This window comes from Variovorax sp. GW823-FHT04F07 (assembly GCF_058795995.1).
The window spans coordinates 119,163-141,417 of the sequence record NZ_JBXAIG010000003.1 but is presented as its reverse complement, the minus strand read 5'-3'; the positions used below and the strand labels follow the sequence as shown (position 1 = coordinate 141,417).

Below are 22,255 nucleotides of genomic sequence, written 5' to 3'. Positions count from 1 at the left end.
AGGGCGGTTTATTCATTGAATGATTGGATGAATTTAACCACTGTTAAAAAGACGCGGTCGGCGGGAGGGGCATGAGGCGGCGCGGAAGGGGGCCCGGCCGCCCGCTTTACCAGCTGCCCGAGGCGCCGCCGCCGCTGCTCGAACCGCCGCTGTCCGAGGAGGACGAAGACGACGAGGAAGAGGACGAGGAGGACGACGAACTGCTGCTGCTCCAGCCGCTGTCCCCGTCGTCGTCGCTCGATTCCATGACGCCGGGCGGCAGGAAGCCGATCAGCATCGAGAAGAACGCCGCCAGCGCGATGGGAATCCACGAGGTGTCCGGCACCGGGCCGGGCGAGGTGATGTGGAACACGTAGCCGCAGATGCCCGCCACGATGGCCAGGCGCACGAGGAAGCTGATCACGCTGCGCTGGAAGGTGTTGACCATGCAGCGCACGATGATCGCCACGAACAGCGTCACGCCGCCGATGCACAGCGCCCACAGGAAGCCCCACCAGAAGCGGTCGGCGCCGACCGTGAATGCGACGGCGACCAGCGACGCGATCACGAGCACGAAGCCGCCCATGAAGATGGCGGCCGTGCGCGACATGCCGCAGAGAAAGCCCAGGCCGTAGCCGAAGATCGCCGGCATCGCCAGCACCAGCGCGATGGCCGGGTTCAGCAGCGCCGCGCCGGCCGCCAGCGGGCCGGCCCCGAGCAGGCCGAGCACCAGGCGCAGGTCGCGCGGGGCAGGGCGCGCACGCGCCGGTTCGGGCTCGATCGCCGCCAGGGCGTCGGCCCAGGGTTCGGGGCGCGCGCTGCCCTTGCGCTGGCCCTTGCGTTTTTTCTCTTCGGCACGCCGCGAGGCCGAGCTGCCGCGCCGCGGGTCGCGCTCGATGCCGCGGCCGTGGTAGATGCCCAGGCCCAGGCCCCACAGCACCACGCCCAGCAGGCCCCAGCCCTCGGGCGTGACGTGGCCGCCGCTCGTCAGGCTGGTGACTTTCTCTTCGTCGGGTGCGGCGGCGTGGTCCACGACGATCTGCTGCGACTCGGGCACGACGACGCCCACCTCGCCGTCGAGCAGCCGCGCGAGCGCGCCCACGGCCGCCTGCACGCCGCCGGCGAAGTCGCCCTCGCGAAAGCGCGGCGCCATCTCGCGGTCGATGATGCGGGCCGCCTGGATGTCGGTCACCGTGCCTTCGAGCCCGGTGCCGACCTCGATGCGCATGCGGCGGTCTTTCTGCGCCACGAGCAGCAGGATGCCGTCGTCGGCGTCGCTGCGGCCCAGCCGCCACTTCGCGAACACGCGCGTGGCGTAGCCCTCGATGGTGTCCTCGCCCGTGGTCGGCACGATGAGCACCGCGAGCTGGGCCTGGGAGCGGCTCTGGATGTCGGCGATCTGCGCGCGCAGCGCCTCGGCCTCGCCGGCCGGCAACGCCTGCGCAAGGTCGACCACGCGCGAGCTCATCGGCGGCACCGGCACGGGCTTGGCCTGCGCGGTACGCGGGCCCGCCAGGCACAGCACGAGCAGCAGGCCCAGGCACAGCGACAGCCAGCGGGGCAGCGACAACGGCGCGCGCATCGGCGCGTTCATCGGCGCGCGCCCTTCGCCGCCACCACGCCCGCGCCGCGCACCTCCACCCGGCGCTGGTCGACCACCTTGCCGCTGGCGTCCACCAGCTCGATCAGGTGCCGGCCCGGCCACGGCAGCCACTGCGCGCTGTTGCCGCGCGCGTGGAACTTGCCGTCGATGCGCCACTGCACGCCGCGTCCTTCGGCTTCGAAGCGCACGCGCTGGCGCTGCGGCGGAATGTCGGGGTCGAGCGCGAGGATCGTGCCGTCGGCCGGCGCCGTGATGCGCGCCGAGGCGGCGTCGCTCGCCATGCCGGTGTCGAGCGCGAACAGCGGCTGCTCGGTGCCCTGCAGGAACCATTCGCTGCGCGCCGCTTCGAGCGGGTTGCCGTCGGCGCCCGGGCCGAAGCTCACGCGCGCCTCGACCAGCCCGGCGGGCGGCGCGGGCGCGCGGCTGGGTTCGCGTGCGTGCAGGAAGCGCATCACCTCGGCCCACACGGGCGCGGCGCCGCTGGTGCCGCTCACGTCCCACATCGAGGCGCCGCTGGCGTTGCCGACCCACACGCCGACCGTGTAGCGCTGCGACCAGCCCACGGCCCAGTTGTCGCGCATGTCCTTGCTGGTGCCGGTCTTCACAGCGGTCCAGAAGCGGGTGGACAGGATGCTGTCCAGGCCGAAGGTGCGCGTGCGCGCGTTCGGGTCGGAGAGGATGTCGCTGACGATGAAGGCGGCGCGCGGGTCGAGCAGCGGCGCGGCCTCTGCAGGCTTCGCCTTGCCGGCCGGCGCAGGCGGGCGCGGCGTGAGCGTGGTCGCCCCGAAGCGCCCGTCGTTGGCCATCATGCGGTAGGCATTGGCCAGCGACAGCAGCGACACCTCGGCGCTGCCCAGCGCCAGGCTGTAGCCGTAGTAGTCGCCGCTCTCGCGCAGCGGCAGGCCGGCGGCGCGCAGCTCGCGTGCAAATGCTTCGGGCGACACCATCACCAGCGTGCGCACGGCCGGCACGTTGAGCGAGGCGGCCAGCGCGGTGCGCGCCGACACCGGGCCCTTGAAGCGGCGGTCGTAGTTCTGCGGAATGTAGAGGCCGCTCGCGGTGCTGATCTGCGCCGACGAGTCCTCGATCAGAGAGGCCGCCGTGATGCGCTTCTCGGCCAGGGCCTGCGCGTACAGCAGCGGCTTGAGCGTGGAGCCGGGCTGGCGCAGCGCGGTCACGCCGTCGACCTCGGCGGCCTGGCTCAGCGGGCCCGAGGAGCCGACCCAGGCCAGCACCTCGCCGCTCGCGTTGTCGAGCACCACGAGCGCGCCGTCTTCCACGTGGCGGTCGCGCAGTTCGCGCAGGTGGCGCTGCAGGCTGTCGAGCGCGTAGCGCTGCAGCGGCGCGCGCAGCGTGGTGCGCACGCTGGTGGGCGCGGCGGACTTGTCGTTCCCCGCGTCACGCAGTTCGCGCAGCACCCGCCGCGCGGCATGCGGTGCGATGCCTTCGTTGGGCTCGAACGCACGCCGCTGCACCACCGCACTGGTGAACATGTCGAGCGCCTCGCAATCGGTCTTGGCGCCGGGCTCCATCACGCGCAGCACTTCGCAGGCGCGCTGCGCCACCAGGGCGGGCCGGGCGTTGGGCGCGCGCACCAGCGCGGCGGCCACGGCGGCCTCGCGTGCGTCGAGCCCGCTCGGGGCCTTGCTGAAGAGCGTGCGCGAGAGCGCGTCGATGCCGACGATCTCGCCGCGGAAGGGCACCGTGTTCAGGTAGGCCTCGAGGATCTGGTCCTTGCGCCAGCGGCGCTCCAGCTGCGTGGCGGCCACGGTCTGGCCGATCTTCTGCGTGAAGCTGCGCCCGCCCGCCGCGCGGCGCAGGTCGTCGTCGAGCAGGCCCGCCAACTGCATGGTGATGGTCGAGGCGCCGCGCGTGCGCGTGTTCCACAGGTTGCCCCAGGCGGCGGCCGAGGCGGCGCGCCAGTCGACGCCGCTGTGTTCGTAGAAGCGCTTGTCCTCGCTCAGCACCATGGCCGCGCGCAGCGCGGGCGACACGTCGGCCAGCGCGGTCCACTGGCCGCGCCGCACCGTGGGGTCGGTGCGCACGCGCTGCAGCAGCTCGCCCTGGCGGTCGAGCACGGCGGTCTCGGAGGAACGGAAGTCGCGCTTCACCTCCTCGAAGCTGGCCAGCGCCCAGGCGGAGGGTGCGGCGGCTGCCGTCAGCAGGACCACGGCCAGGGTGTGCCGGGCGGTGGAAGAAAACGAGAACGCAAGAGGCATCGCAGCAGACAGGGCCGCGGGGCGGCAGGCAAAGCGGAGACGGCCCATTCTCCGCCATGCCTTGCGGGGCTCGCCCACGGGCGCGTCAGGTGCCCACGTACGCCGCGAGATGCTGTCCTGTGAGCGTGGCGCGCTTGGCGACCAGCTCGGCCGGCGTGCCCTCGAAGACCACGCGCCCGCCGTCGTGACCGGCGCCGGGGCCCAGGTCGATGATCCAGTCGGCGTGCGCCATCACCGCCTGGTGGTGCTCGATGACGATGACCGACTTGCCCGCATCCACCAGCCGGTCGAGCAGGGCCAGCAGCTGCGCCACGTCGGCCAGGTGCAGGCCGGTGGTCGGCTCGTCGAGCACGTACACGCCGCCCTTCTCGGCCATGTGCGTGGCCAGCTTGAGCCGCTGGCGCTCGCCGCCCGACAGCGTGGTGAGCGGCTGGCCCAGGCTCAGGTAGCCCAGGCCCACGTCGGCCAGCCGCGCCAGGATGGCGTGCGCGGCCGGCGTGCGCGCCGGGCCCTCGCCGAAGAAGGCCGTGGCCTCGGTCACCGGCATCGCGAGCACCTCGCTGATGTCGCGCCCGCCGAAGCGGTGCTCGAGCACCGAGGCGTGGAAGCGCTTGCCCTCGCACTCTTCGCAAATGGTGGCCACGCCGGCCATCATCGCCAGGTCGGTGTAGATCACGCCCGCGCCGTTGCAGGTGGGGCAGGCGCCCTCGGAGTTGGCGCTGAACAGGGCAGGCTTCACGCCGTTGGCCTTGGCGAAGGCGTTGCGGATCGGGTCGAGCAGGCCGGTGTAGGTGGCCGGGTTGCTGCGCCGCGAGCCGCGGATCGCGCCTTGGTCGACCGCCACCACGCCCGCGCCGGCGGGAATCGAGCCGTGCACCAGCGAGCTCTTGCCCGAGCCCGCCACGCCGGTCACGACCACCAGCACGCCCAGCGGAATGTCGACATCGACGTTGCGCAGGTTGTGCGCCTTGGCGCCGCGGATCGGCAGCGCGCCGGTGGGCTGGCGCAGCTTCTTCTTGAGCGCGGCCCGGTCGTCCAGGTGCCGGCCCGTGAGCGTGCCGCTGGTGCGCAGCGCTGCCACGCTGCCTTCGAAGCAGACCGTGCCGCCCGCCGAGCCCGCGCCGGGGCCGAGGTCGACGACGTGGTCGGCGATGGCGATCGCCTCGGGCTTGTGCTCCACCACCAGCACCGTGTTGCCCTTGTCGCGCAGGCGCAGCAGCAGCTCGTTCATGCGCTGGATGTCGTGCGGGTGCAGGCCGATGGTGGGCTCGTCGAACACGTAGGTCACGTCGGTGAGCGAGGAGCCCAGGTGGCGGATCATCTTCACGCGCTGCGCCTCGCCGCCCGAGAGCGTGCCCGAGGGACGGTCCAGGCTGAGGTACCCGAGCCCGATCTCGACGAAAGAATCGAGCGTGTGCGCCAGCTTGGCCAGCAGCGGCGCCACCGAAGGCTCGTTCAGGCCGTCGACCCACGCGGCGAGGTCGCTGATCTGCATCGCGCAGGCCTCGGCGATGTTGAGCTTCTTGATGCGCGACGAACGCGCCGCCTCGCTCAGCCGCGTGCCTTCGCATTCGGGGCAGGTGGTGAAGGTCACGGCCCGCTCCACGAAGGCGCGGATGTGCGGCTGCATCGCCTCGACGTCCTTGGCCAGGAACGACTTCTGCACCTGCGGAATGAGGCCCTGGTAGGTGAGGTTGATGCCGTCGATCTTGATCTTGGTCGGCTCCTTGTGGAGCAGGGCGTCGAGCTCCTTCTTGGTGAACTTGCGGATCGGCTTGTCGGGGTCGAAGAAGCCGCAGCCGTTGAAGATGCGCCCGTACCAGCCTTCCATGCTGAAGCCCGGGATGGTGAGCGCACCTTCGTTGAGCGACTTGCTGTCGTCGTAGAAGGCGCTCAGGTCGAAGTCGGTGACCGCGCCCCGGCCTTCGCAGCGCGGGCACATGCCGCCGGTGCGGCTGAAGGTCTGCTTCACGGTCTTGCTGGCGCCGCGCTCCACCGTGATGGCGCCGGTGGCCTTCACCGAGGGCACGTTGAACGCGAAGGCGCTGGGCGAGCCGATGTGCGGCTTGCCCAGGCGGCTGAACAGAATGCGCAGCATCGCGTTGGCGTCGGTGGCCGTGCCGACGGTGGAGCGCGGGTCGCCGCCCATGCGCTCCTGGTCCACGATGATCGCGGTGGTCAGGCCGTCGAGCACATCGACCTCGGGCCGCGCCAGCGTCGGCATGAAGCCCTGCACGAAGGCGCTGTAGGTCTCGTTGATGAGCCGCTGCGACTCCGCCGCGATGGTGCCGAACACCAGCGAGCTCTTGCCCGAGCCCGAGACGCCCGTGAACACCGTGAGCCGGCGCTTGGGCAGCTCGACGCTGATGTCCTTCAGGTTGTTCACGCGCGCGCCCTGCACACGGATGAGGTCGTGGTGGTCGGCGGCGTGCCTGCCGTTCGCGTCCTGCGCGCGCGTTGCGCTCTTTGCTTCCTTCTTCGGGGCCTTGCTGCTCATCGGGTCTTTCTCTGGAAGGGGCACGGGGCCGCCACGGCGGCGGCGCCCGTGCAGGAGGTCAGGGGGCTGCGGCGCCGGAGGCCGGCTCAGCGCGTCTGCTGGATGCGGATCAGGTTGCCCGCCGGGTCGCGCACCGCGCAGTCGCGCACGCCGTAGGGCTGGTCGGTGGGCTCCTGCACGATCTCGGTGCTGCGGGCCTGCAGGCGCTCGAAGGTGCCCTCGAGGTCGGGCGTGGCCAGCAGCAGCGAGGCGAAGGTGCCCTTGGCCATCATCTCGGCGATGGTGCGGCGCTCGTCGTCGGTGAGCCCGGGCGTGGCGGCCGGCGGGTACAGCACGATGGAGGTGGCAGGCTGGCCGGCGGGGCCGACCGTGATCCAGTGCATGCCGCCATAGGCAACGTCGTTGCGCACCTCGAAGCCGAGGGTGTCGCGGTAGAAGGCCAGCGAGGCCTGCGCGTCGGTGTGCGGGAGAAAGCTCGAGTGGATGCTGAGGTTCATGGTGACGAGGGTCCGAAGTGTGTACGGGCCGTCATGCTAGGTGTGACTCGGGGTTTCGCGCTTCTCGATTCCTGATCGGGCGCGTCACTTGTTTGGCGACGCACGCCGGCATGCCCGCCGTCGCCTGCGCCGCCTCGCGCCGGTAGACGCCGGGCGACACGCCCACCAGCTCGGTGAAGCGCGTGGTGAAGGTGCCCAGCGAGGCGCAGCCGACCTCGAAGCAGACCTCGGTCACGCTCAGGTCGCCACGGCGCAGCAGCGCCATCGCGCGCTCGATGCGCCGCGTCATCAGGTAGGCGTAGGGCGACTCGCCATAGGCCAGGCGGAACTGGCGGCTGAGGTGCCCGGCCGACATGTTCGCGTCGCGCGCGAGCGCTTCCACGTCCAGCGGCTGCGCGTGCTCGCGGTCGATGCGGTCGCGCACGCGGCGCAGCCGTGCGAGGTCGGGCAAGGAGGGCTGGGGCTGCGTGGCGGTCATCGGCGGGATCGTGCCACGTCGCTACGGCGTGCTCAAGCGCAGGCAAAGGTTCCACATCCGGTAACGAACTTCACACAAGCACCTGCATCTGGACACCCGATGCGCACGCGGCGGGGCTTCAATACGGTACGGGCTCGCAGGAGGCGCGCCCGACCGTACAGCCCCACCCAAGGAGAACTCCGCATGACGAAAACACTCGCGCTTCTGCTGGCCGCCTCGGCCATCCTGGCTGGTTGCGTGGTCGCCCCCTACGACCGGGGCCCGCCCCCGCGCGGCCACGGCTACGACCGCGACCGTGACGGCGTGCCCAACCGCTACGACCGCGACCGCGACAACGACGGCGTGCCCAATCGCTACGACCGCCGGCCGAACAACCCCTACCGCTACTGACACCGGGGCCGAAGGCCCCCAAAGAAAAAGACCGCGAGGCGCGCAGCCCCGCGGTCTTTTTTCTTGTGCGCGTGTGGATGTGCTCAGGCAGCGCGACGCGCCATCAGCGCCCACAGGCCGGCCGCGCTCAACAGCGAGCCGCCCGCCAGGTGGAAGCGCCGCTGCGCGCGCGGCGAGGCGAGCAGCCGGCCCGCCGAGCTGGCGAACACCGCATAGAGCGTGGCGTTGAGCGTGGCCAACGCCACGAAGGTCAGGGCCAGCACCCACATCTGATGCGACACGTCGGCGCCCGGGCTGATGAACTGCGGCAGGAAGGCCACGAAGAACACGATGCCCTTGGGGTTCAATGCCGTCACCAGGTAGGTGTTGGCGAACAGGCGCCAGCGCGAGGCCGGTGCCGCCGGCGCGGCGGTCTCGGTGGACGAGATGCCGGCGCGCAGCAGCTTGATGCCCAGGTACAGCAGGTACAGGCCGCCGGCCCACTTCACCACCGTGAACCAGAACGCCGACGCGGCCAGCAGCGCGCCCAGGCCCAGCAGCGACACCACGAGCGCGGTCGAATCGCCCAGCGCCACGGCGGCCACCAGCGGCACGTTGGCGCGCCGGCCGTGCGACATCGAATAGCTGATCACCGTGAGGATGGTCGGCCCCGGAATGATCAACAGCAGCGCCGAAGCGGCGACGAAGGCGAGCCAGAGTTCGATGGGCATGGGGATGGATGCTCCTGGTGGGGTGGGAAGGGCGGTGCGCTGTTCAGCGCGGGAACGAAGTCTTTTTCATGCGTCCGAGGTCGAAGCAGGTGCGCCGAAACGCAGCGCGGACCGCGCCTTGGCACGCTCGGCCTCGATGGCCCGGTCGCGCGGCTCGGCCGTGGTCACCAGCGATTCGATCAGCCGCGTGGCCGTGGCGGCCACCTCGTCCACGGCGCACTCGAAGGCCTGTTCGTTGGCGCGCGAGGGCACGCTGAAGCCGCTGAGCTTGCGCACGAACTGCAGGGCGGCGGCGCGGATCTCCTGCTCGGTGGCAGGGGGCTCGAAGTTGTAGAGGGTCTTGATGCTGCGGCACATGGCGAATGCTCCGGTCAGGCGCGGCGCAAGGGCCGCGCGGCCAGTCTAGCGAAATCGCGTTTTCTTGCGCAGCACCCGCCGGACAAAGGCTACTTCAGGCTCAGGACACCCAGCCCCAGCCCGATCACCCCCAGCACGAAGCTCACGAGGCTGATCTGCAGCGGGATGCGGTAGGCGGGATCGGGGTGGTCCCAGTGCGCACGCAGCACCTCGAGCGCGGTGGCCCGGCGGATTTCCATCGCGCAGCCGTGAAAGCCCTGCATGTTGATGCTGCTCTTGGGAATCTGCAGCGCGAGCCGGGTTTCGTAGTCGATCTCGATGCCGTCTTTGGGGAAGCCCGGGTCGCGGCCGATGCCCCGGATCATGCGGCAGCAGCGCTTGCCGGCGTTCGTCTTCAGCACCACCCAGGCGTTGCGCCCGCCCAGGGGCGCCAGCCGCTGGTTGTGCACGCGGATCAGCGAGAAAGCCTCGTAGTCCGCCGGGTTGGTGAACGAGCGTTGTTGCGTGACGTGGAGTCCTGTGACCATGATTTCCTCCCTCTGTGAATGAACGCCGGTGCGCTTGCCGGACAGCCCGTGCAGGCGTCGGTTTCGACGTTAGTTCAGAAGGCGGGAGGTGCCCATTGGCGTTGCCATGGAGAGAACGATTCAATCGTCAACAATGGTGAAGCCGACGGGCGATCCGGCCGCGCGTCGGCCTGGGCTCAGTCGCCCTCGTAGAAGAACTCTTCGCGCACGATCTTGCCGTCCTTGACGGTGTACAGCGCCATCTCTTCCATCGTGAAGCGCTGGCCCGTGGGCTTCATGGTCACGTCGAAGCGAAAGCCCACGATGAAGCGGTCGTCGTGCGGCCAGGGGCCGGCCACCTGGAACGAATGCACCTCGTGGTTGGCGACCCACCATTCGCCCTTGGCGCGGATGGCCGACAGGCCCACCGACTCGCGCGACATGCCGGGCGGCGCGCTGGCCTCGACGCTGACGGCCTCGGGCGCGTAGAGCGCCTGGGCTTCATCGAATGTCCCTGCTTTGCACAGCGCCACGAGCTTGGCGGCGATTTCCTGGGTGTTCATGCGTTTCTCCAGTGAGTTGGGGGGATGACGGGAGGCGCAGTGTAGGCCCGCGCACCGTGCGTCGTCGACAGATGTTCAACGCGCTGGTTCGTTGAGCGCGCGCAGGCTGTCGACGCCCTCCGGCGAGAGCCACAGCAGCGTGTTCAGGTAGGTCTCGATGCGGTCGACCAGCGCGCTGCGCGGGCCCTCGCGCCATTCGGTGGAACCGTAGAACGCCGCCTGCTCGGCCTCCAGCGCCTCGCGGCTCGCGTAGGCGCGCACGAGGTGGTAGCTCTCTTCCTCGTGGTCCGACTTGCCGTAGCTCACCACGTCCATGCCCTTGCTGCGCAGCATGGGCACCGCACGCTCATGCATCGCGCGGTGGAAGTCGTCGAGGGTGCCGGGCTGGAGGCGGTAGGTGCGGATTTCGAGGAGGCGGGTCATGAGGCGTCTTTCGCTGCAGCGTGAGCTACGCGTAGAGAAACGTAACCACCGTGAAATACAGAACCAGGAGACATGCCAGGATGCCCTTGGCGTTCTTCGTGACGAAATCAATGTAGCGTGACATGGCCTCGTCCGTGAGCCGAGCCTGCAGCGCATGTTCTGCAGGCAGAACAGCACGTAGCAGATAGCCGCCGAAGAAGATGATGGCCACGAGCACGACCATGAGGAGCAGTGGCAGAAGGAGGAACATGAGGGCTTGAGCGTATTCCGCTGGTTTCTACAGCCGGTCGTCAGAGGTCGACGAAGTCATCGGGCATTGCGGCGTGCGTAGCGACACAGTACCGCACGATGCTCTCGCGCGGAATGTCCCGGGAGAACAGGACTTCTGATTCCAGCTCGAATGTCGGGACCGTCTTCCCTCAGGACACCACGTCAATTCCGCCTCGAGACTTGATCTTGTAGAAAAAACCCCGTCCGTTCAATGCATGGTCAAGTGCAATTTCAAAACGTGTGGATGTGCTCACGTAGATGCTCGCACCCGTCTCTCGCATTGGAATTCGTCGCGGATATCGACCACTATCCCTCGCGGTGCTTGCTCAAGCAAGCCTTGATACTCGTCTCTTCGCGATTGAACTTCACGACGCCACTGTAGTCCGATGTGTCGAGTTGGAAGCGACCGTCGTCGCGGACATAGGCGACCAGAAACTGCGAAGCGGCGACGACAAGGTCCACGCGGTAGCCGTCGGCGCGTTTCGTCTGCCGAACGTGTGGCAGCAGGATGTTCTCCGAGGGGGAGGCCATCGCATCGTTGACGCAATCCACCATTGCTGCCTGCTCCGACTTTCGATAGCGGCCATCCACGATGGTCCGAAACTTTGACGGAGTCGCGACGGTGTTTACGCTCGTGGTGAACTCCCCGGTCGACACGGTGGTACAGCCAGACAAAAGGGCCACGATGGTGAGGGAGGCGGCAAGTTTCACAGGTTCCTTCGCTTGATTGCTGGACGTTGGTACTTCATGCCAGGAAAAGGGCGTCGAGTACGCATTTCTGACGTTGCTCAGTCTACCCACGTGCCGACGGCGGCAACGAGCACTTTGAGCTTCCGGCGAATCGGATCGTGAGTGGGGCAGGGGCGTGAATCACTGTTGCTCTTGTCGAGACCTCAAGAGCCATTCATTGCGGTAGTCCAGCTGACAATGCTGCCGCGGCTGTTGAGCGGTGCGCGTGTCTGTGGAGCAGCAGATCAGGCTTCCTTCATCGGAACTGCGCTCGGCATCGCTAGGACGGTTGCGTACGGAGTACGCAAGAGCTGATGTTGGGGCGCTTCGGACAGGCATGTTTGTCGGCTTGAGACAGTGAACCCGCTCAGCACGGTGGTGCGCACGCTGTCGTCGCACATGGGGCGCCACATCACGACGATCATTGCGGCCGCGGACCCCGACACCGAGCTGTCGAAGGCCTTTCGCAACGACTTCATCCTGTCGCGCCGCGACGAAGGGCGGGTGCTGTTGCAGCAAGCGGCCGAGGCGGGCGAGATCCGGCCGGATGCCGACCTCGAGATCGAGCTCGACCAGATTTACGGGCCGTTGTTCTTCAGGCCGCTGATGGGGCACGCGCCGCTCGGTGCGGGCTTTGTCGAAGGGCTGATCGGCAGCCTGCTCGTCGGGCTTGGCACGAGCCCCGCGAGCGGCAAGCGCAAGCCCGCAACGCGTGCGTCACGGAACAAGGCGGCCTGAAGCGGTGGGGGTGTTGGTGGGCTGAAGCAGGTCCCACTTGTTGCCGCAAAGATCGAGGAAGACGGCAACCGTGCCGTGCGGCTCGTGGCGTGGCGCTTCGAGAAAGCGCACGCCGTGGGATGTCATGTGTTCGTGGTCGGACGCGAAGTCCGTGGTGTGCAGGGACAGGAAGACACGCCCGCCGGCCTGCTTGCCGACGCTGGCGCTCTGCTCGTCGGTCACGGCCTTGGCCAGCAGCAGCGCGGTGCCGGCATTGCCGGTGTTGCGTGCTGGCGCAACCACCACCCAGCGCTTGCCCGGACCGCGCGGCGTGTCTTCGACCAACTCGAAGCGCAGCGCCTCAGTGAAGAAGCGGATGGCTTCGTCGTAGTCGTGGACGAGGAGGGTGACGGTGGCGAGTTGGCGGGTCATGGGAGGCGTTTGCGTTGCGCTGTCGTGTGTGCTGGCGCTGTCGTCCGCGACCGCGACCGCGACGCAGCGCTCCAGCAGGGCGGCCTCGCGCACCTCTTCGGTGGTGTTCACCTGGAACACGTTCTTGCCGCAGTCGCTGCAATACCGGACGCCGGGCGTGGCGGTGGCTTCGAGTGCGTCCCAGGGCTTGGGGCACGAGAGCGATCCGTCGTGCCCGCCTTCCGACGGTGCCTGCGGATCGACCGGCGCGCGGCCGATGCGGATCGACTTCTTCATGGGGGCGGCGGGCGGTGGGCGCCGAGGATGTACTGCGCGACCCATTCCGCCTGTTCCGGTGTGTCGGGCATGTCGACGCCCCGCGAGCGGCTCAGCAGGTGGAAGATGTTCTGGCGCGGAACGCCGAGCCCGTGCAGCAGGCTGCCCGCGATGAGGCCCGTGCGGCCGATGCCGGCGCGGCAGTGGATGGCGATGGCCTTTCCGCTCGCCAGTTCGGCGCCCAGTTCGGCAATGAAGGCCGCCGCGTCCTGCTGCGATGCCGGCAGGCCTCGGTCCGGAATCGGGAAATGCCGGAACACGATCCCATGTTCGGCGCACAGCGCAGGCTCTTCCCGGAGTTCAAGTGTCCTGATTTCCTGCGCCTCGAGCAGGGAGACCACGATGTCCAGCGATGCACGCTGCCAGGACGCCACCTCGGCGCGCAGCAAGTCACCGCCGCGCGGGCGTGCCATCAGGCCCAGCCGATGCGGCGGTATGTCGCGGACCCAGTGGATGGTGGTCTCGAACATGGTCTGCGGACCTTACAGCCGATCGATCAGCCGCATCGCCCTCAGGTGAAAACGATCGCCGTCTTGTGCGCGATGCTCAGCCGGGCCGATTCGTACAGCAGCAGCCACGATTCGATTTCCCGGTAGAGGCCTTCGTCCTCGCCCATGCTGTCGGCGAGCCGGGCCGCTTCCTCGTCCGACAGTTCGCCGTCCGAGAGCGTGATGCCGAGCGCGGGGGCGACCAGCACCAGTTCTTCGAACAGGCGGTACGACGAGCCGAGCATGCCGCCGGGCAGGTCGGTCTCGTCTTCCTCGGCAAAGATCACTTCGTCGAAGTCGACCGGCAGGTAGAAGCCTTCCGCGTCGGAGTGGCACAGCAGGTGGCTTTCGAACATGTTGGCCACGTCTTCGAGCGTCTCGTCTTCCGTGGGGTCGGTGTCTTCCGGCAGCGGTGTGGCCATCCACCCGGGCGTCGTGACGCGGTGCGCGTAGGCGCGGCGCAGGTAGTGGATGAACGAGTAGGGCAGGCCGTCGAGTGGCGCGCGGGATTCGAGCGGCGGCAGCGTGCGAGGCTCGACGTGCGGCGGCAGGCCGGTTTCGGCGAGCTTGCGGTTCGCGGCGGCGAAATCCGCCTCGAAGTGTTCGGCGCCTTCGGGATCGTTCTCGATCAGGTCGGCGAGGATGCCGACGCAAATGGCCAGGCCCATGGGGTTCTCCAGGTTGTGGGTTCGCGCGATGGTGATGAACGCAGATGAAGGCGGGATGACCGGCGGGTTTCAGTGCCCGCCGGCGATTCTTTGCACCTGACCTTTGCCCCAGTGGAGCGTTGGAACGCTTACTGGAGCGCGCAGGTCCAATCCGCAGCCGGTGTGTTGGCTGCGACGTAGTTCTTCACGGTAACGACGGGTGCGACATAAAGATCGGCCTGACGTGAAACCAGGTAGTCGGCGATCTGCGTGTAGGCGGATGGACTGACCGAGTAACCGTCACCGTTGTCGCCCAGAGAATGGAAGACGAGGACCGTCCAAGTGCCCTTGGCGATGCCGTTGTCGATCGCTTGCTTGGCCGCGTTGACGGCCGTCGCGTCGCTACCGGAGATCGGCAGCCCGCTGATGTAGAAGCGGCGCCTAGCGACATCGGCTGGCTTGTTTTCCCCTGTACCTGCGACGCGTGCGGCGCTCACCGTTGCTGTCAGCAGGCCCGCGTATTCACAGGCGCCCACCTGTTTGCTTTGGTTGGTCGCCTGGGAACCGATCACGTAGTTGCCCTGGGGGTAGGCATAGGTGTGGTCGACGGGCGTGCCGTAGATGTTCTGCAGCAGCCACCACTCCATGGCGCCGACGTCACCCGCCACGTCTTGCCAGGTTTTCGTCGCCAGGATCTGGTCGCTCCAGTGGGAGTACGAGTGGTTGCCGATCTCGTGCCCACGCTGGTAGACCTGTGCCCAGTCTGCCTGGTTGGTTGTCGAGACCGGAGGCATCCCCCCAGCGGTCAGGTAGAAGGTGCCTTTGAGACCCCGCGCATCGAGGATGGCTGCCTGCGTGAGCTGGCTGGGCCATCCATCATCGGCCGTGATGCTGACGGCGCTCTTCTTGTTCGCCGGCCATTGAAACGCCATCGCAGTGCCGGAGAAAAGAACAGCCAGCGCGAGCAGCGATTTGACGGGGACTTTCATTCTCAGAACCTTTCAACAGAGGATTGATTCCTCAGGGACACGAACTGGCGGACGACCTGAGGACCCCTCTGGATTTCTTGCTTCTTGAGCCTCACTTCGCCGCCTCCACCTTCACCCGCGCATTCGGCGTCTCGCCGAACATCTCGGGCGCGTACATCGCTTCCACGCGGCTGGGCGGCAGCGCGAAGTCGCCGACGTTGTTCAGGCGCACGGTGTATTCCATCTTCACGACGCCCTTGGGCAGGTATTCGTAGTAGCTGCGGAAGGCCTCGAAGCTGCGTTCCTCGAACGCTGGCCAGCCGCTGCCCGACTTCTTCTCGCCCTGCGTGGCGATCTGCGAGTCGCGGCCCAGGCCGCTGCCCAGGATGGTGGCGCCGCCCGGGACCGGGTCGGTGATCACGACCCAGGTCATGTCGGTGCTGGCGTTGACTTCGATGCTCACGCGCAGCACGTCGCCGCGCGTGTACTTGCCGGCCACGGCCTGCTCGACCGGCGTGATGGTCTTCTTCAGCGCGTAGCCCGCCGCGAACGGCGCCTTCAGCTGCACGGCGGCCAGCGACTGCAGCGTGAGCCACGGCTTGCCGGTGCCCTGCTGCGTGACCAGGAGCGTGTCGCGCACGGGTGCACCCGTGGGCGATGCGGACCAGGGCAGGAACATCGTGTTGTTGCGCAGGTTGCCCGGCGAGGCGGGCGCGCCGAACATCGTGGTCTGGTTCGGGGCGCCGGTTGCGTCGCTGGCCTTCACGCGCTCCACCTTGCTCCAGTCGACCTGCGCCTTCACCGCGCCCAGCGTGGCGGCGGTGACGCCGGCCACCGGCGTGCTCTCGAACACCTTGCTGAACTTCTCCAGCGCCAGCCCGCCCCACAGGTTGGCGGTGGTGGTGTGCCAGGCGCCGTTCTGCTGGCGGCCGATGAAGCCGTTGGCGAGCTTGCCTACGTCGTCCTTCCAGGCCGGGTCATCCATCACCGTGAGCAGCAGGCGCGCGGTGTTGACGTCGCCGTTGGTCATGAGCCACCACCAGTAGTCGTCCTGCTCGGTGCTGAAGATCAACTTGGTGCCCTGGTAGGACAGGCGAGCCTTCAGCACGTTGTTGGCCTCGTCCAGGCGCTGCTGGCGCTGCGGCACGTCGTTCACGCGCTTCAGGATGTTGACCCAGTCGATCACCGCGCTGGTGGGCCACTGGTTCGGCGCGATGGTGATGCTGCCGAGCATGCTGCCCTTGGCCTTGCCGTAGCGCGACAAGGCTTCGAGCGCGGCGAGCTTGCGCACGTCCAGGTCCTTGCGCGGGCTCCAGAACTCGCGCGTGACGCGGCCTTCGACGAACGCGATCAGGCCCGACTCCATCGGTGCGCGCGCGTCGTCGGCGAGCGCGAAGGCCGGGTTGAGCTGCGCCGCTTCGTGCGTGGCCGCGAGCAGGTACGACGTGAGGATGTCGCTGCCGCGGTTGGCTTCGCCGTCGCGCGGCGGGAAGTAGCTGGCCAGGCCGTCGCTGTCCAGGTAGGTGGGCAGCGTGGCCAGCACGCCCTGCCACATCTTCGCGTCGCGCAGGCCGACCGCCTTGCTGGTCTTCTGCTCGAGGCAGCTGAAGGGGTAGTTGGCGAACCAGTCGCGCACGCCCGGCAGGCCTTCGGCGAGCTTGGGCTGCAGCGACATCTTCAGGCCGCCGCGGCCGGGCAGGGCGTCGGCGGGCGGTGCCACGTCGAGCGTGAACGGCCCGTCGACCTGCACCAGCGTGGCCTGCTGCACCGTGAGCGGCACGGCGGGCACGATGCGCTGGCGCACCTTGAGCGCGTCGCGCGCGCCACCGACGGTGTCTTTCGCCTCGATCTCCCACAGGATGGCTTCGGCGCGCGTCTGCGCGAGCTGCGCGGGCGCGGTCACGTTCCAGGCCACTTCGCGCGATTCGCCGGCCGGGATGTCCACGGTCTGCGTCTCGAGCGTGAGCAGCGTGGCGCGCGGCGTGGCTTCCACCTTCATCGGCTTCTGCGTGGTGTTGCGCAAGGTGATCTGCGCGCGGAACTGGTCGTCCTCGCGCACCAGCGGCGGCAGGCCGCTGATGATCTGCAGGTCTTGCGTGGCCTGGATGCTGGCCTGGCCGGTGCCGAACAGGCTGGTGCCCGCATCGGCCACGGCCACGATCTTGAAGGTGGTGAGCGCGTCGTTCAGCGGCACGGTCACCACGGCCTGGCCGTTGGCGTCGAGCACGATCTTCGGGTTCCACACGAGCAGGGTGTCGAGCAGTTCGCGCGTCTGGCCCTTGCCGCCGCCGCCGCCCGCGGGCACGGCCTTGCGCCCGTAGTGGCGCCGGCCGACGATTTCCATCTGCGCGGTGGAGGTGCTCACGCCCCAGCTGCGCCGCTGCAGCATCGCGTTGAGCAGGTTCCAGCTGTCGTTGGGCATGAGCTCGAGCAGGGCCTGGTCGACCGCGGCCAGCGCCACTTCGGCGCCGGCGGCCGGCTTGCCGTCGGGCAGCTTGGCGGTGATGGTGACCTGCGCCTTGCTGCGGATCGGGTAGCTGGGCTTGTCGCTGGTGACGGTCACGTCGATCTGGTGCGCGCGCGTGCCGACGCGGATCTCGGCCATGCCCAGGCGGTAGGCGGGCTTGCTCAGGTCGACCATGGCGGTGGGCGCGACGTATTCCTTGCCCTCGTACCAGAAGGCGGTCCACCACTCGCGCGGCGCCTTGAAGCCCCAGGTGAAGAAGCTGTACCACGGCACTTCGCGCAGGCGCCCGCGCAGCGCGAGCACGCTCACGTAGGCGTTCGGGCCCCACTCGGGCTTGACCTGCAGGCTGACCGTCGGGTCCTTGCCGTCCAGCTGCACCACGTGCGTTTCGATGATGCCTTCGCGTTCCACCGCCACGAGTGCGGTCGCAAAGCGGAACGGGCTGCGCACCTGGAACTTGGCGACCTCGCCGGGCTGGTAGCTCTTCTTTTCGGGCAGCACGTCGATGCGGTCGTTGTCCTCGCCGCCGAACCACAATTCGCCCTGCTTGGTCACGTAGACCGAGCTCACGGCGCTGGCGCTGCGGCCGTCGCTGTCGGTGGCGCTGGCCACCAGCTCGACCTCGCCGGCCTCCTTCAGCTCCGACTCGCACAGCAGCAGGCCGCGCGAATCGCTCTTGCCGGAGCAGACGGTGCCGATGTCCTTGGTCTCGGTCTTGTTGTCGTAGGTGTAGAAGCCGCCCACCATGCGCTTGCGGCTGGTGGTGGTGATGCGCGCCACGGCGCGCACGTTGAGCGTCACGCCGGCCTGGGGCTTGCCCGTGAGGTCGAGCGCGAGCGCCTGGAACTTGAGCTTCTGGCTGGTCGAGACCCAGCCCTCGGTCTTGATGCCGGCGATGACCGACGCGGGCCACAGCGTCTGCGTGCTGCGAATGGTCTGCACCTCGCCGTTCGGGTCGGCGTAGGTGGCTTCGAGCAGCAGCTCGCGCGCCGCCTTCACCTTGGGCACCTTGTCGATCGTGACCTTGCCGGCGCCGTCCTTGTTCAGCGTGAGCGGCAGCTTGTCGGCGATCACGCGGGTGTCGTTCACGCTGTTGAGGTCTTCCTCGCCGGCGCTGGTGTCGGCGGCGGTGGCGGCTTCGCTGCCGTCGCCGGCGGCGCGCGGCGGGTTGAAGCTGAAGGCGTCGTAGTCGGAAAAGCTCAGGCCCTTGCCGCGCACCATGGCCGACACGCGCACCGGCAGGTTGGCGGCGCCGCCGCCTGCCACGTAGTTGATCTGCACGTCGGTGGGCACGCTCGTGGCGGCCACCAGCGGTTTCTTCTCGGTGGGCGCGATGCGGCCTTCGAGCACCGGCAGGCGGAACTCCTCGACGCGGAAGATGCCGGTCGAGTAGGTGCGGTTGTTGCCTTCGTCGCTGGTGCCGTCGCCGCTGCGCAGCTCGACCTGGTACACGCCGAGCTTGGCGGCCGGCGGAATGGCAAAGCTGTTCTCGGCGCTCAGGCCGCCGGTGGCGGTCTTGCGCCAGGCCAGCGGCTGGGTGAAGCGCTGGCCGCTGCCCATGTGGGTCACGACCAGCGTGTCGGGCCGGTCTGCCGGCAGGCCGAAGCCCTTGCTGGTCTGCGTGCGCAGCAGGCTCTTCATCGACACCGTCTCGCCGGCGCGCAGCAGCGTGCGGTCGAAGATGGTGTGGGCGATGCCATCGGGGCGCACGTCCAGGCTGGTGGGCACGTTGAAGCGCCAGGGCTCGATGCCGCGCTGCCAGTCGCTCCAGGTGAAGGCCAGGTCTTCCACGCCTTTGTCGTCCTTGGCGCGCGCGCTCACGAACCAGGCGCTGGTCTCGTACTCGTTCGGGCCGTTGCAGCTCGGTGCATCGGGCGACACGCCGTTGAGCATCACGATGCCGCTGGCGTCGGTGGTGCCGGTGGCCACGGCCTTGCCGTCGCAGCTGGACACGCGCACCTCGGCGCCCGCCACCACCTTGCCCTTGTCGAGCGTGGTGACCCAGGCCATCGAGTTCTCGCGGCCCAGCTTGAAGTGCACCGCCAGGTTGGTGGCCAGCGCGGTGGTGCGCACGTACATCGTGCGCCCGGCGTTGTAGCGTTCGTCGAGCAGGGCTTCGCCGAGTTTCTGCGAGGCGATCTCCAGCACGTGGAAACCCGGCGTCAGCGGGATGCCGACCACTTCGAAGGGGCGCGGGTCGCCGCTCTCGGCCTTGGGCATGTCCAGGGCCTTCACGCCCGGCTGGCCGCCAAGCAGCGACACCATGCGCGTCTGCACGTGCGAGCGTTCGTTCTTGTCGATCACCGGGGGTAGGGCGCCCTTCACGTCGCGGCGCGCGGTGTCGCGGCTGATCGTGTAGCTGTCGTAGCGGCGCACCTTGCGGTACCACGCGATGATCTCGGCGTCGGTCTTGGGGTTGAGGTCGCTCACCTTGCCGGGCGTGAGCGCCTGCACCATGAGTTGCGGCTCCACGCGGCGTACGGTGACCGGCATCATCGCCGGGGTGCCGGGCTCGGCCAGGCGCTCGATCACGCCGAAGGGCGAGGCCGCGAATTTGGCCAGCGGCGGCATCGCGCCGGTCGCCACCTTCAGCGGAAAGCTGCCGGGCGTGCCCAGCGCGCGGCCCGAGGCGTCCTGGAAGCCGGAAGGCAGCTCGATGCTGAACTGCGTGCTCTCGGCCAGCGGCGGGCCGAAGCTCGCGCTGTTGACCACGTCGTCGTCGTTCTGCGAGCCGCCGCCGCTTTCGAGCGTGGCCTTGATCGTCTTGCCGTCGCCCTTGAGCACGATCTGCGACGCCACCTTGCGCGTCACCGGCGCATTGAACTGCAGCTGCATCGGGCGCAGCGGCAGGCAGGCGGCCTGGGCGTTCTCGCGCTCGCAGGTGAAGGACACGGCGAAGGGCTCGCGCACCTGGTAGTCGAAACGGCGTTCCACGTTGTTGGCGACGCCCGACGGCGTGGCCACGCCCTTGCCGTAGACGACCTGCACCTTGGCGCCGGGCGTGAGCGTGCGGTTGCACTGCATCGTGATGAAGCGCAGCGGGTCTTTCGCGGCTTCCTTCTCGCGGTGGAAGGCCTTGAGCAGCTCGGTGCGCGCCTCGCCCTCGAGCAGCTTGGCCGGAATGCGTTCGCCGACGCCGTCGGCCGCGCACCAGACGTTCTGGCGCACGCTGTCGATCGTGGCCGCGCCGTTGAGCTCGAGCACGAACATCTGCTGCTCGTCGATGCGGGCGTAGGTGCCCGGCATGTAGTTGCGCACGAACGGGCCACCGCTATTGAATTGATAGCGTTCGGGGCCGGTCAGCTCGCCGCCGCCGGCCGGCTTGAAGGTGGGAACGCGGGTGACCGAGCAGCGCACGCCGGGCGGCAGGTCGTTCTCGAAGTCGTAGACCCAGGCCTTGGCGTCGGTCCAGCGGCCGGTGCCCTTGCCGGCCTGCGCGTCGGAGCAGCTCACGGTCAGCGGCGCGGGCGCCTTGGGGTCGCCGAAGTTGACCGCCGCCTGATCGAATTTGGCGACGACCTGGCGCACGCGCGCCACTTCGCCCTGCGGGGTCAGGCTGGTGATCTGAAGTGCAAAGCCCGGGCCCGCCGCGAGCGCGCCGGCGGCCAGTAGCAATGTCGGAATGAAACGGTTCACGGAGTTCTCCACCTTGAGGCAGCGCGCAGCGTAGCCGATTTGCATGGCGCTTCGGGAGTGCCAAGCGTCATAGGCCGTGCGTGTTTGAAGCGCGCGTTCGGTCGACGTACGCCGGTCTTCTTACAATCGCTGACGTCGTGCGTGCGCTGCGCAGACCGCCACCAAGACCTCGCCGCCGACCGAATGAAACGCTACTGGGAAATAGACGCCTTGCGCGGGCTGATGCTCGTGCTGATGACCGTCACCCACCTGCCCACGCGGCTGACCGATCCGCTGGGCCAGCCTTTCGGCTTCGTGTCGGCCGCCGAGGGCTTCGTGTTGCTGTCGGCCTTCGTGGCGGGGCTGGTCTACAGCCGCATCGGCCATGTGCGCGGCGTCGACTCGATGCGCCAGGCCTTCTGGCGGCGCGTGCTCAAGGTCTACCTGTGCCAGGCGGCGATCCTGCTCTTCTTGTTCACGGTGATTGCGGCGCTCGGCGTGCACATCGACCAGCCGGCGGTCAAGAACCTCGTCTCCTATTACCTGGCGGAGCCGCGCGACGGCTTCCTGTTCGGGCTGCTGCTGATCTACGAGCCGCCGCTGCTGGACATCCTGCCGATGTACATCTTCTTCATGCTCATGAGCCCGTGGGTGCTGGCCTTTGCCATGCGCCACGGCTGGACGCTCGTGATGGTGGCCAGCGCCATGGTCTGGGCGATGGCGCAGTTCGGGCTCAGCGAATGGGTCTACGGGCTGGCGGTGCGCTACCTCGGCGTGCCGGTGCCGTTCCACGAGATGGGCGCCTTCAACACCTACGCCTGGCAGTTCCTGTGGTTCGCCGGCCTGTGCCTGGGCGCCAGCCGCAATGCGCCCGAGGCCCGGCCGCTGCGCTTTCCGGCCTGGCTGCTGGTGCTGGCGGCGGGCATTGCGCTCTACGGTTTCTACTGGCGCCACACCGGCATCAACGGCCAGGCGCCGTTCGGCGGCGATGTGGAAATGAACCTGCTGTTCGACAAGTGGCAGCTCGGCCCGCTGCGGATCGTGAACCTGGTGGCGCTGGGCATCCTGGCGGTGCGCTTCGGGCCCTGGCTCATGCGCAAGATCCCGCGCCTGCACTGGCTCGAGGCCATGGGCTCGGCCTCGCTGCCGGTCTTCTGCGCGCACCTCGTGGCGGTGCTGCTGGTGCTGGCCTTCTACGGCGACAACCAGATGGCGCGGCCCTGGTGGGGCGACGGGCTGCTGCTGGCGGCGGTGTTCGCGGGGATGTACTTCGTGGCACGCTTCACGCGCGGCGCCGACGTGCCGCCGCCGGCGGACGATGTGCCTTCGGAGCCGGCACCGGCGTAGACGGCGGCTGGGTGCGCCGCTCGATTTTTGAGACGAGG

Annotated in this window: 20 protein-coding genes; 3 read left to right on the top strand and 17 right to left on the bottom strand. The window is 68.6% G+C overall.

The window, feature by feature from the left end:
- Positions 1-106: 106 nt before the first annotated feature.
- The 5 genes from AC1RAA_RS15925 to AC1RAA_RS15905 all read right to left on the bottom strand — a co-directional run bounded on the left by AC1RAA_RS15925 (position 107) and on the right by AC1RAA_RS15905 (position 7,273).
- Positions 107-1,573 (bottom strand): TPM domain-containing protein, encoded by a 1,467-nt coding sequence (locus AC1RAA_RS15925; RefSeq protein WP_492731958.1) that lies wholly within the window; start codon positions 1,571-1,573, stop codon positions 107-109.
- A complete protein-coding gene (gene pbpC, locus AC1RAA_RS15920) occupies positions 1,570-3,801 on the bottom strand; it encodes a penicillin-binding protein 1C (protein WP_492731960.1) in 2,232 nt (743 codons plus the stop codon). Before pbpC ends, AC1RAA_RS15925 begins: the two co-directional genes overlap by 4 nt.
- A gap of 85 nt (positions 3,802-3,886) precedes the next feature.
- Positions 3,887-6,298 (bottom strand): ATP-binding cassette domain-containing protein, encoded by a 2,412-nt coding sequence (locus AC1RAA_RS15915; RefSeq protein WP_492731962.1) that lies wholly within the window; start codon positions 6,296-6,298, stop codon positions 3,887-3,889.
- 86 nt (positions 6,299-6,384) lie between these two features.
- Positions 6,385-6,795: a VOC family protein gene (locus AC1RAA_RS15910; protein WP_095949610.1), complete on the bottom strand. Its 411-nt coding sequence runs from the start codon at positions 6,793-6,795 to the stop codon at positions 6,385-6,387.
- 31 nt (positions 6,796-6,826) lie between these two features.
- Entirely contained in the window at positions 6,827-7,273 is a 447-nt protein-coding gene (locus AC1RAA_RS15905) for a helix-turn-helix transcriptional regulator (protein ID WP_095746499.1), read from the bottom strand.
- A gap of 183 nt (positions 7,274-7,456) precedes the next feature.
- Here AC1RAA_RS15905 and AC1RAA_RS15900 point away from each other — a divergent pair, with 183 nt between their 5' ends.
- Positions 7,457-7,663, top strand: coding sequence for a hypothetical protein (locus AC1RAA_RS15900; protein WP_062474353.1), 207 nt, complete (start codon positions 7,457-7,459; stop codon positions 7,661-7,663).
- Positions 7,664-7,746: 83 nt separating this feature from the next.
- Here AC1RAA_RS15900 and AC1RAA_RS15895 read toward each other — a convergent pair whose 3' ends face one another.
- The 7 genes from AC1RAA_RS15895 to AC1RAA_RS15865 form a co-directional block, all read right to left on the bottom strand.
- Positions 7,747-8,373 (bottom strand): LysE family translocator, encoded by a 627-nt coding sequence (locus AC1RAA_RS15895; protein WP_492731964.1) that lies wholly within the window; start codon positions 8,371-8,373, stop codon positions 7,747-7,749.
- Positions 8,374-8,439: 66 nt separating this feature from the next.
- Entirely contained in the window at positions 8,440-8,730 is a 291-nt protein-coding gene (locus AC1RAA_RS15890; protein WP_492731966.1) for a DUF2277 domain-containing protein, read from the bottom strand.
- Between the two features lie 89 nt (positions 8,731-8,819).
- The gene (locus AC1RAA_RS15885; protein WP_492731968.1) at positions 8,820-9,257 is read right to left on the bottom strand and encodes a hypothetical protein; all 438 of its coding nucleotides are present in this window, start codon (positions 9,255-9,257) and stop codon (positions 8,820-8,822) included.
- Between the two features lie 176 nt (positions 9,258-9,433).
- Positions 9,434-9,799: a nuclear transport factor 2 family protein gene (locus AC1RAA_RS15880; protein WP_095746497.1), complete on the bottom strand. Its 366-nt coding sequence runs from the start codon at positions 9,797-9,799 to the stop codon at positions 9,434-9,436.
- Between the two features lie 75 nt (positions 9,800-9,874).
- Positions 9,875-10,222, bottom strand: coding sequence for an NIPSNAP family protein (locus AC1RAA_RS15875; RefSeq protein ID WP_492731970.1), 348 nt, complete (start codon positions 10,220-10,222; stop codon positions 9,875-9,877).
- A gap of 25 nt (positions 10,223-10,247) precedes the next feature.
- The gene (locus AC1RAA_RS15870) at positions 10,248-10,472 is read right to left on the bottom strand and encodes a hypothetical protein (RefSeq protein ID WP_492740603.1); all 225 of its coding nucleotides are present in this window, start codon (positions 10,470-10,472) and stop codon (positions 10,248-10,250) included.
- A 326-nt stretch (positions 10,473-10,798) separates the two neighbouring features.
- Complete coding sequence (locus tag AC1RAA_RS15865) at positions 10,799-11,203, bottom strand: hypothetical protein (protein ID WP_390341839.1); 405 nt, start codon at positions 11,201-11,203, stop codon at positions 10,799-10,801.
- Positions 11,204-11,578: 375 nt separating this feature from the next.
- Between AC1RAA_RS15865 and AC1RAA_RS15860 the strand changes: the two genes are divergently transcribed.
- Positions 11,579-11,959 carry a TetR-like C-terminal domain-containing protein gene (locus tag AC1RAA_RS15860; RefSeq protein ID WP_492731972.1) on the top strand — a complete coding sequence of 127 codons (381 nt, stop codon included), beginning with the start codon at positions 11,579-11,581 and terminating at the stop codon, positions 11,957-11,959.
- Here AC1RAA_RS15860 and AC1RAA_RS15855 read toward each other — a convergent pair.
- The 5 genes from AC1RAA_RS15855 to AC1RAA_RS15835 form a co-directional block, all read right to left on the bottom strand.
- A complete protein-coding gene (locus AC1RAA_RS15855) occupies positions 11,939-12,646 on the bottom strand; it encodes a VOC family protein (protein WP_492731974.1) in 708 nt (235 codons plus the stop codon). The two genes, AC1RAA_RS15860 and AC1RAA_RS15855, sit on opposite strands and share 21 nt — an antisense overlap.
- Complete coding sequence (locus tag AC1RAA_RS15850; RefSeq protein WP_492731976.1) at positions 12,643-13,155, bottom strand: phosphatase domain-containing putative toxin; 513 nt, start codon at positions 13,153-13,155, stop codon at positions 12,643-12,645. The genes AC1RAA_RS15855 and AC1RAA_RS15850 overlap by 4 nt, the downstream gene beginning before the upstream one ends.
- 41 nt (positions 13,156-13,196) lie before the next feature.
- Positions 13,197-13,841 carry a putative DNA-mimic protein gene (locus AC1RAA_RS15845; protein WP_159275598.1) on the bottom strand — a complete coding sequence of 215 codons (645 nt, stop codon included), beginning with the start codon at positions 13,839-13,841 and terminating at the stop codon, positions 13,197-13,199.
- Between the two features lie 128 nt (positions 13,842-13,969).
- Positions 13,970-14,809 (bottom strand): polysaccharide deacetylase family protein, encoded by an 840-nt coding sequence (locus AC1RAA_RS15840; RefSeq protein ID WP_307694852.1) that lies wholly within the window; start codon positions 14,807-14,809, stop codon positions 13,970-13,972.
- Positions 14,810-14,900: 91 nt separating this feature from the next.
- The gene (locus AC1RAA_RS15835; protein WP_492732067.1) at positions 14,901-20,891 is read right to left on the bottom strand and encodes an alpha-2-macroglobulin family protein; all 5,991 of its coding nucleotides are present in this window, start codon (positions 20,889-20,891) and stop codon (positions 14,901-14,903) included.
- Between the two features lie 183 nt (positions 20,892-21,074).
- On the opposite strand from AC1RAA_RS15835, the gene opgC reads away from it, so the two are divergent.
- Complete coding sequence (gene opgC / locus AC1RAA_RS15830; protein WP_492731979.1) at positions 21,075-22,217, top strand: OpgC domain-containing protein; 1,143 nt, start codon at positions 21,075-21,077, stop codon at positions 22,215-22,217.
- Positions 22,218-22,255: the final 38 nt, after the last annotated feature.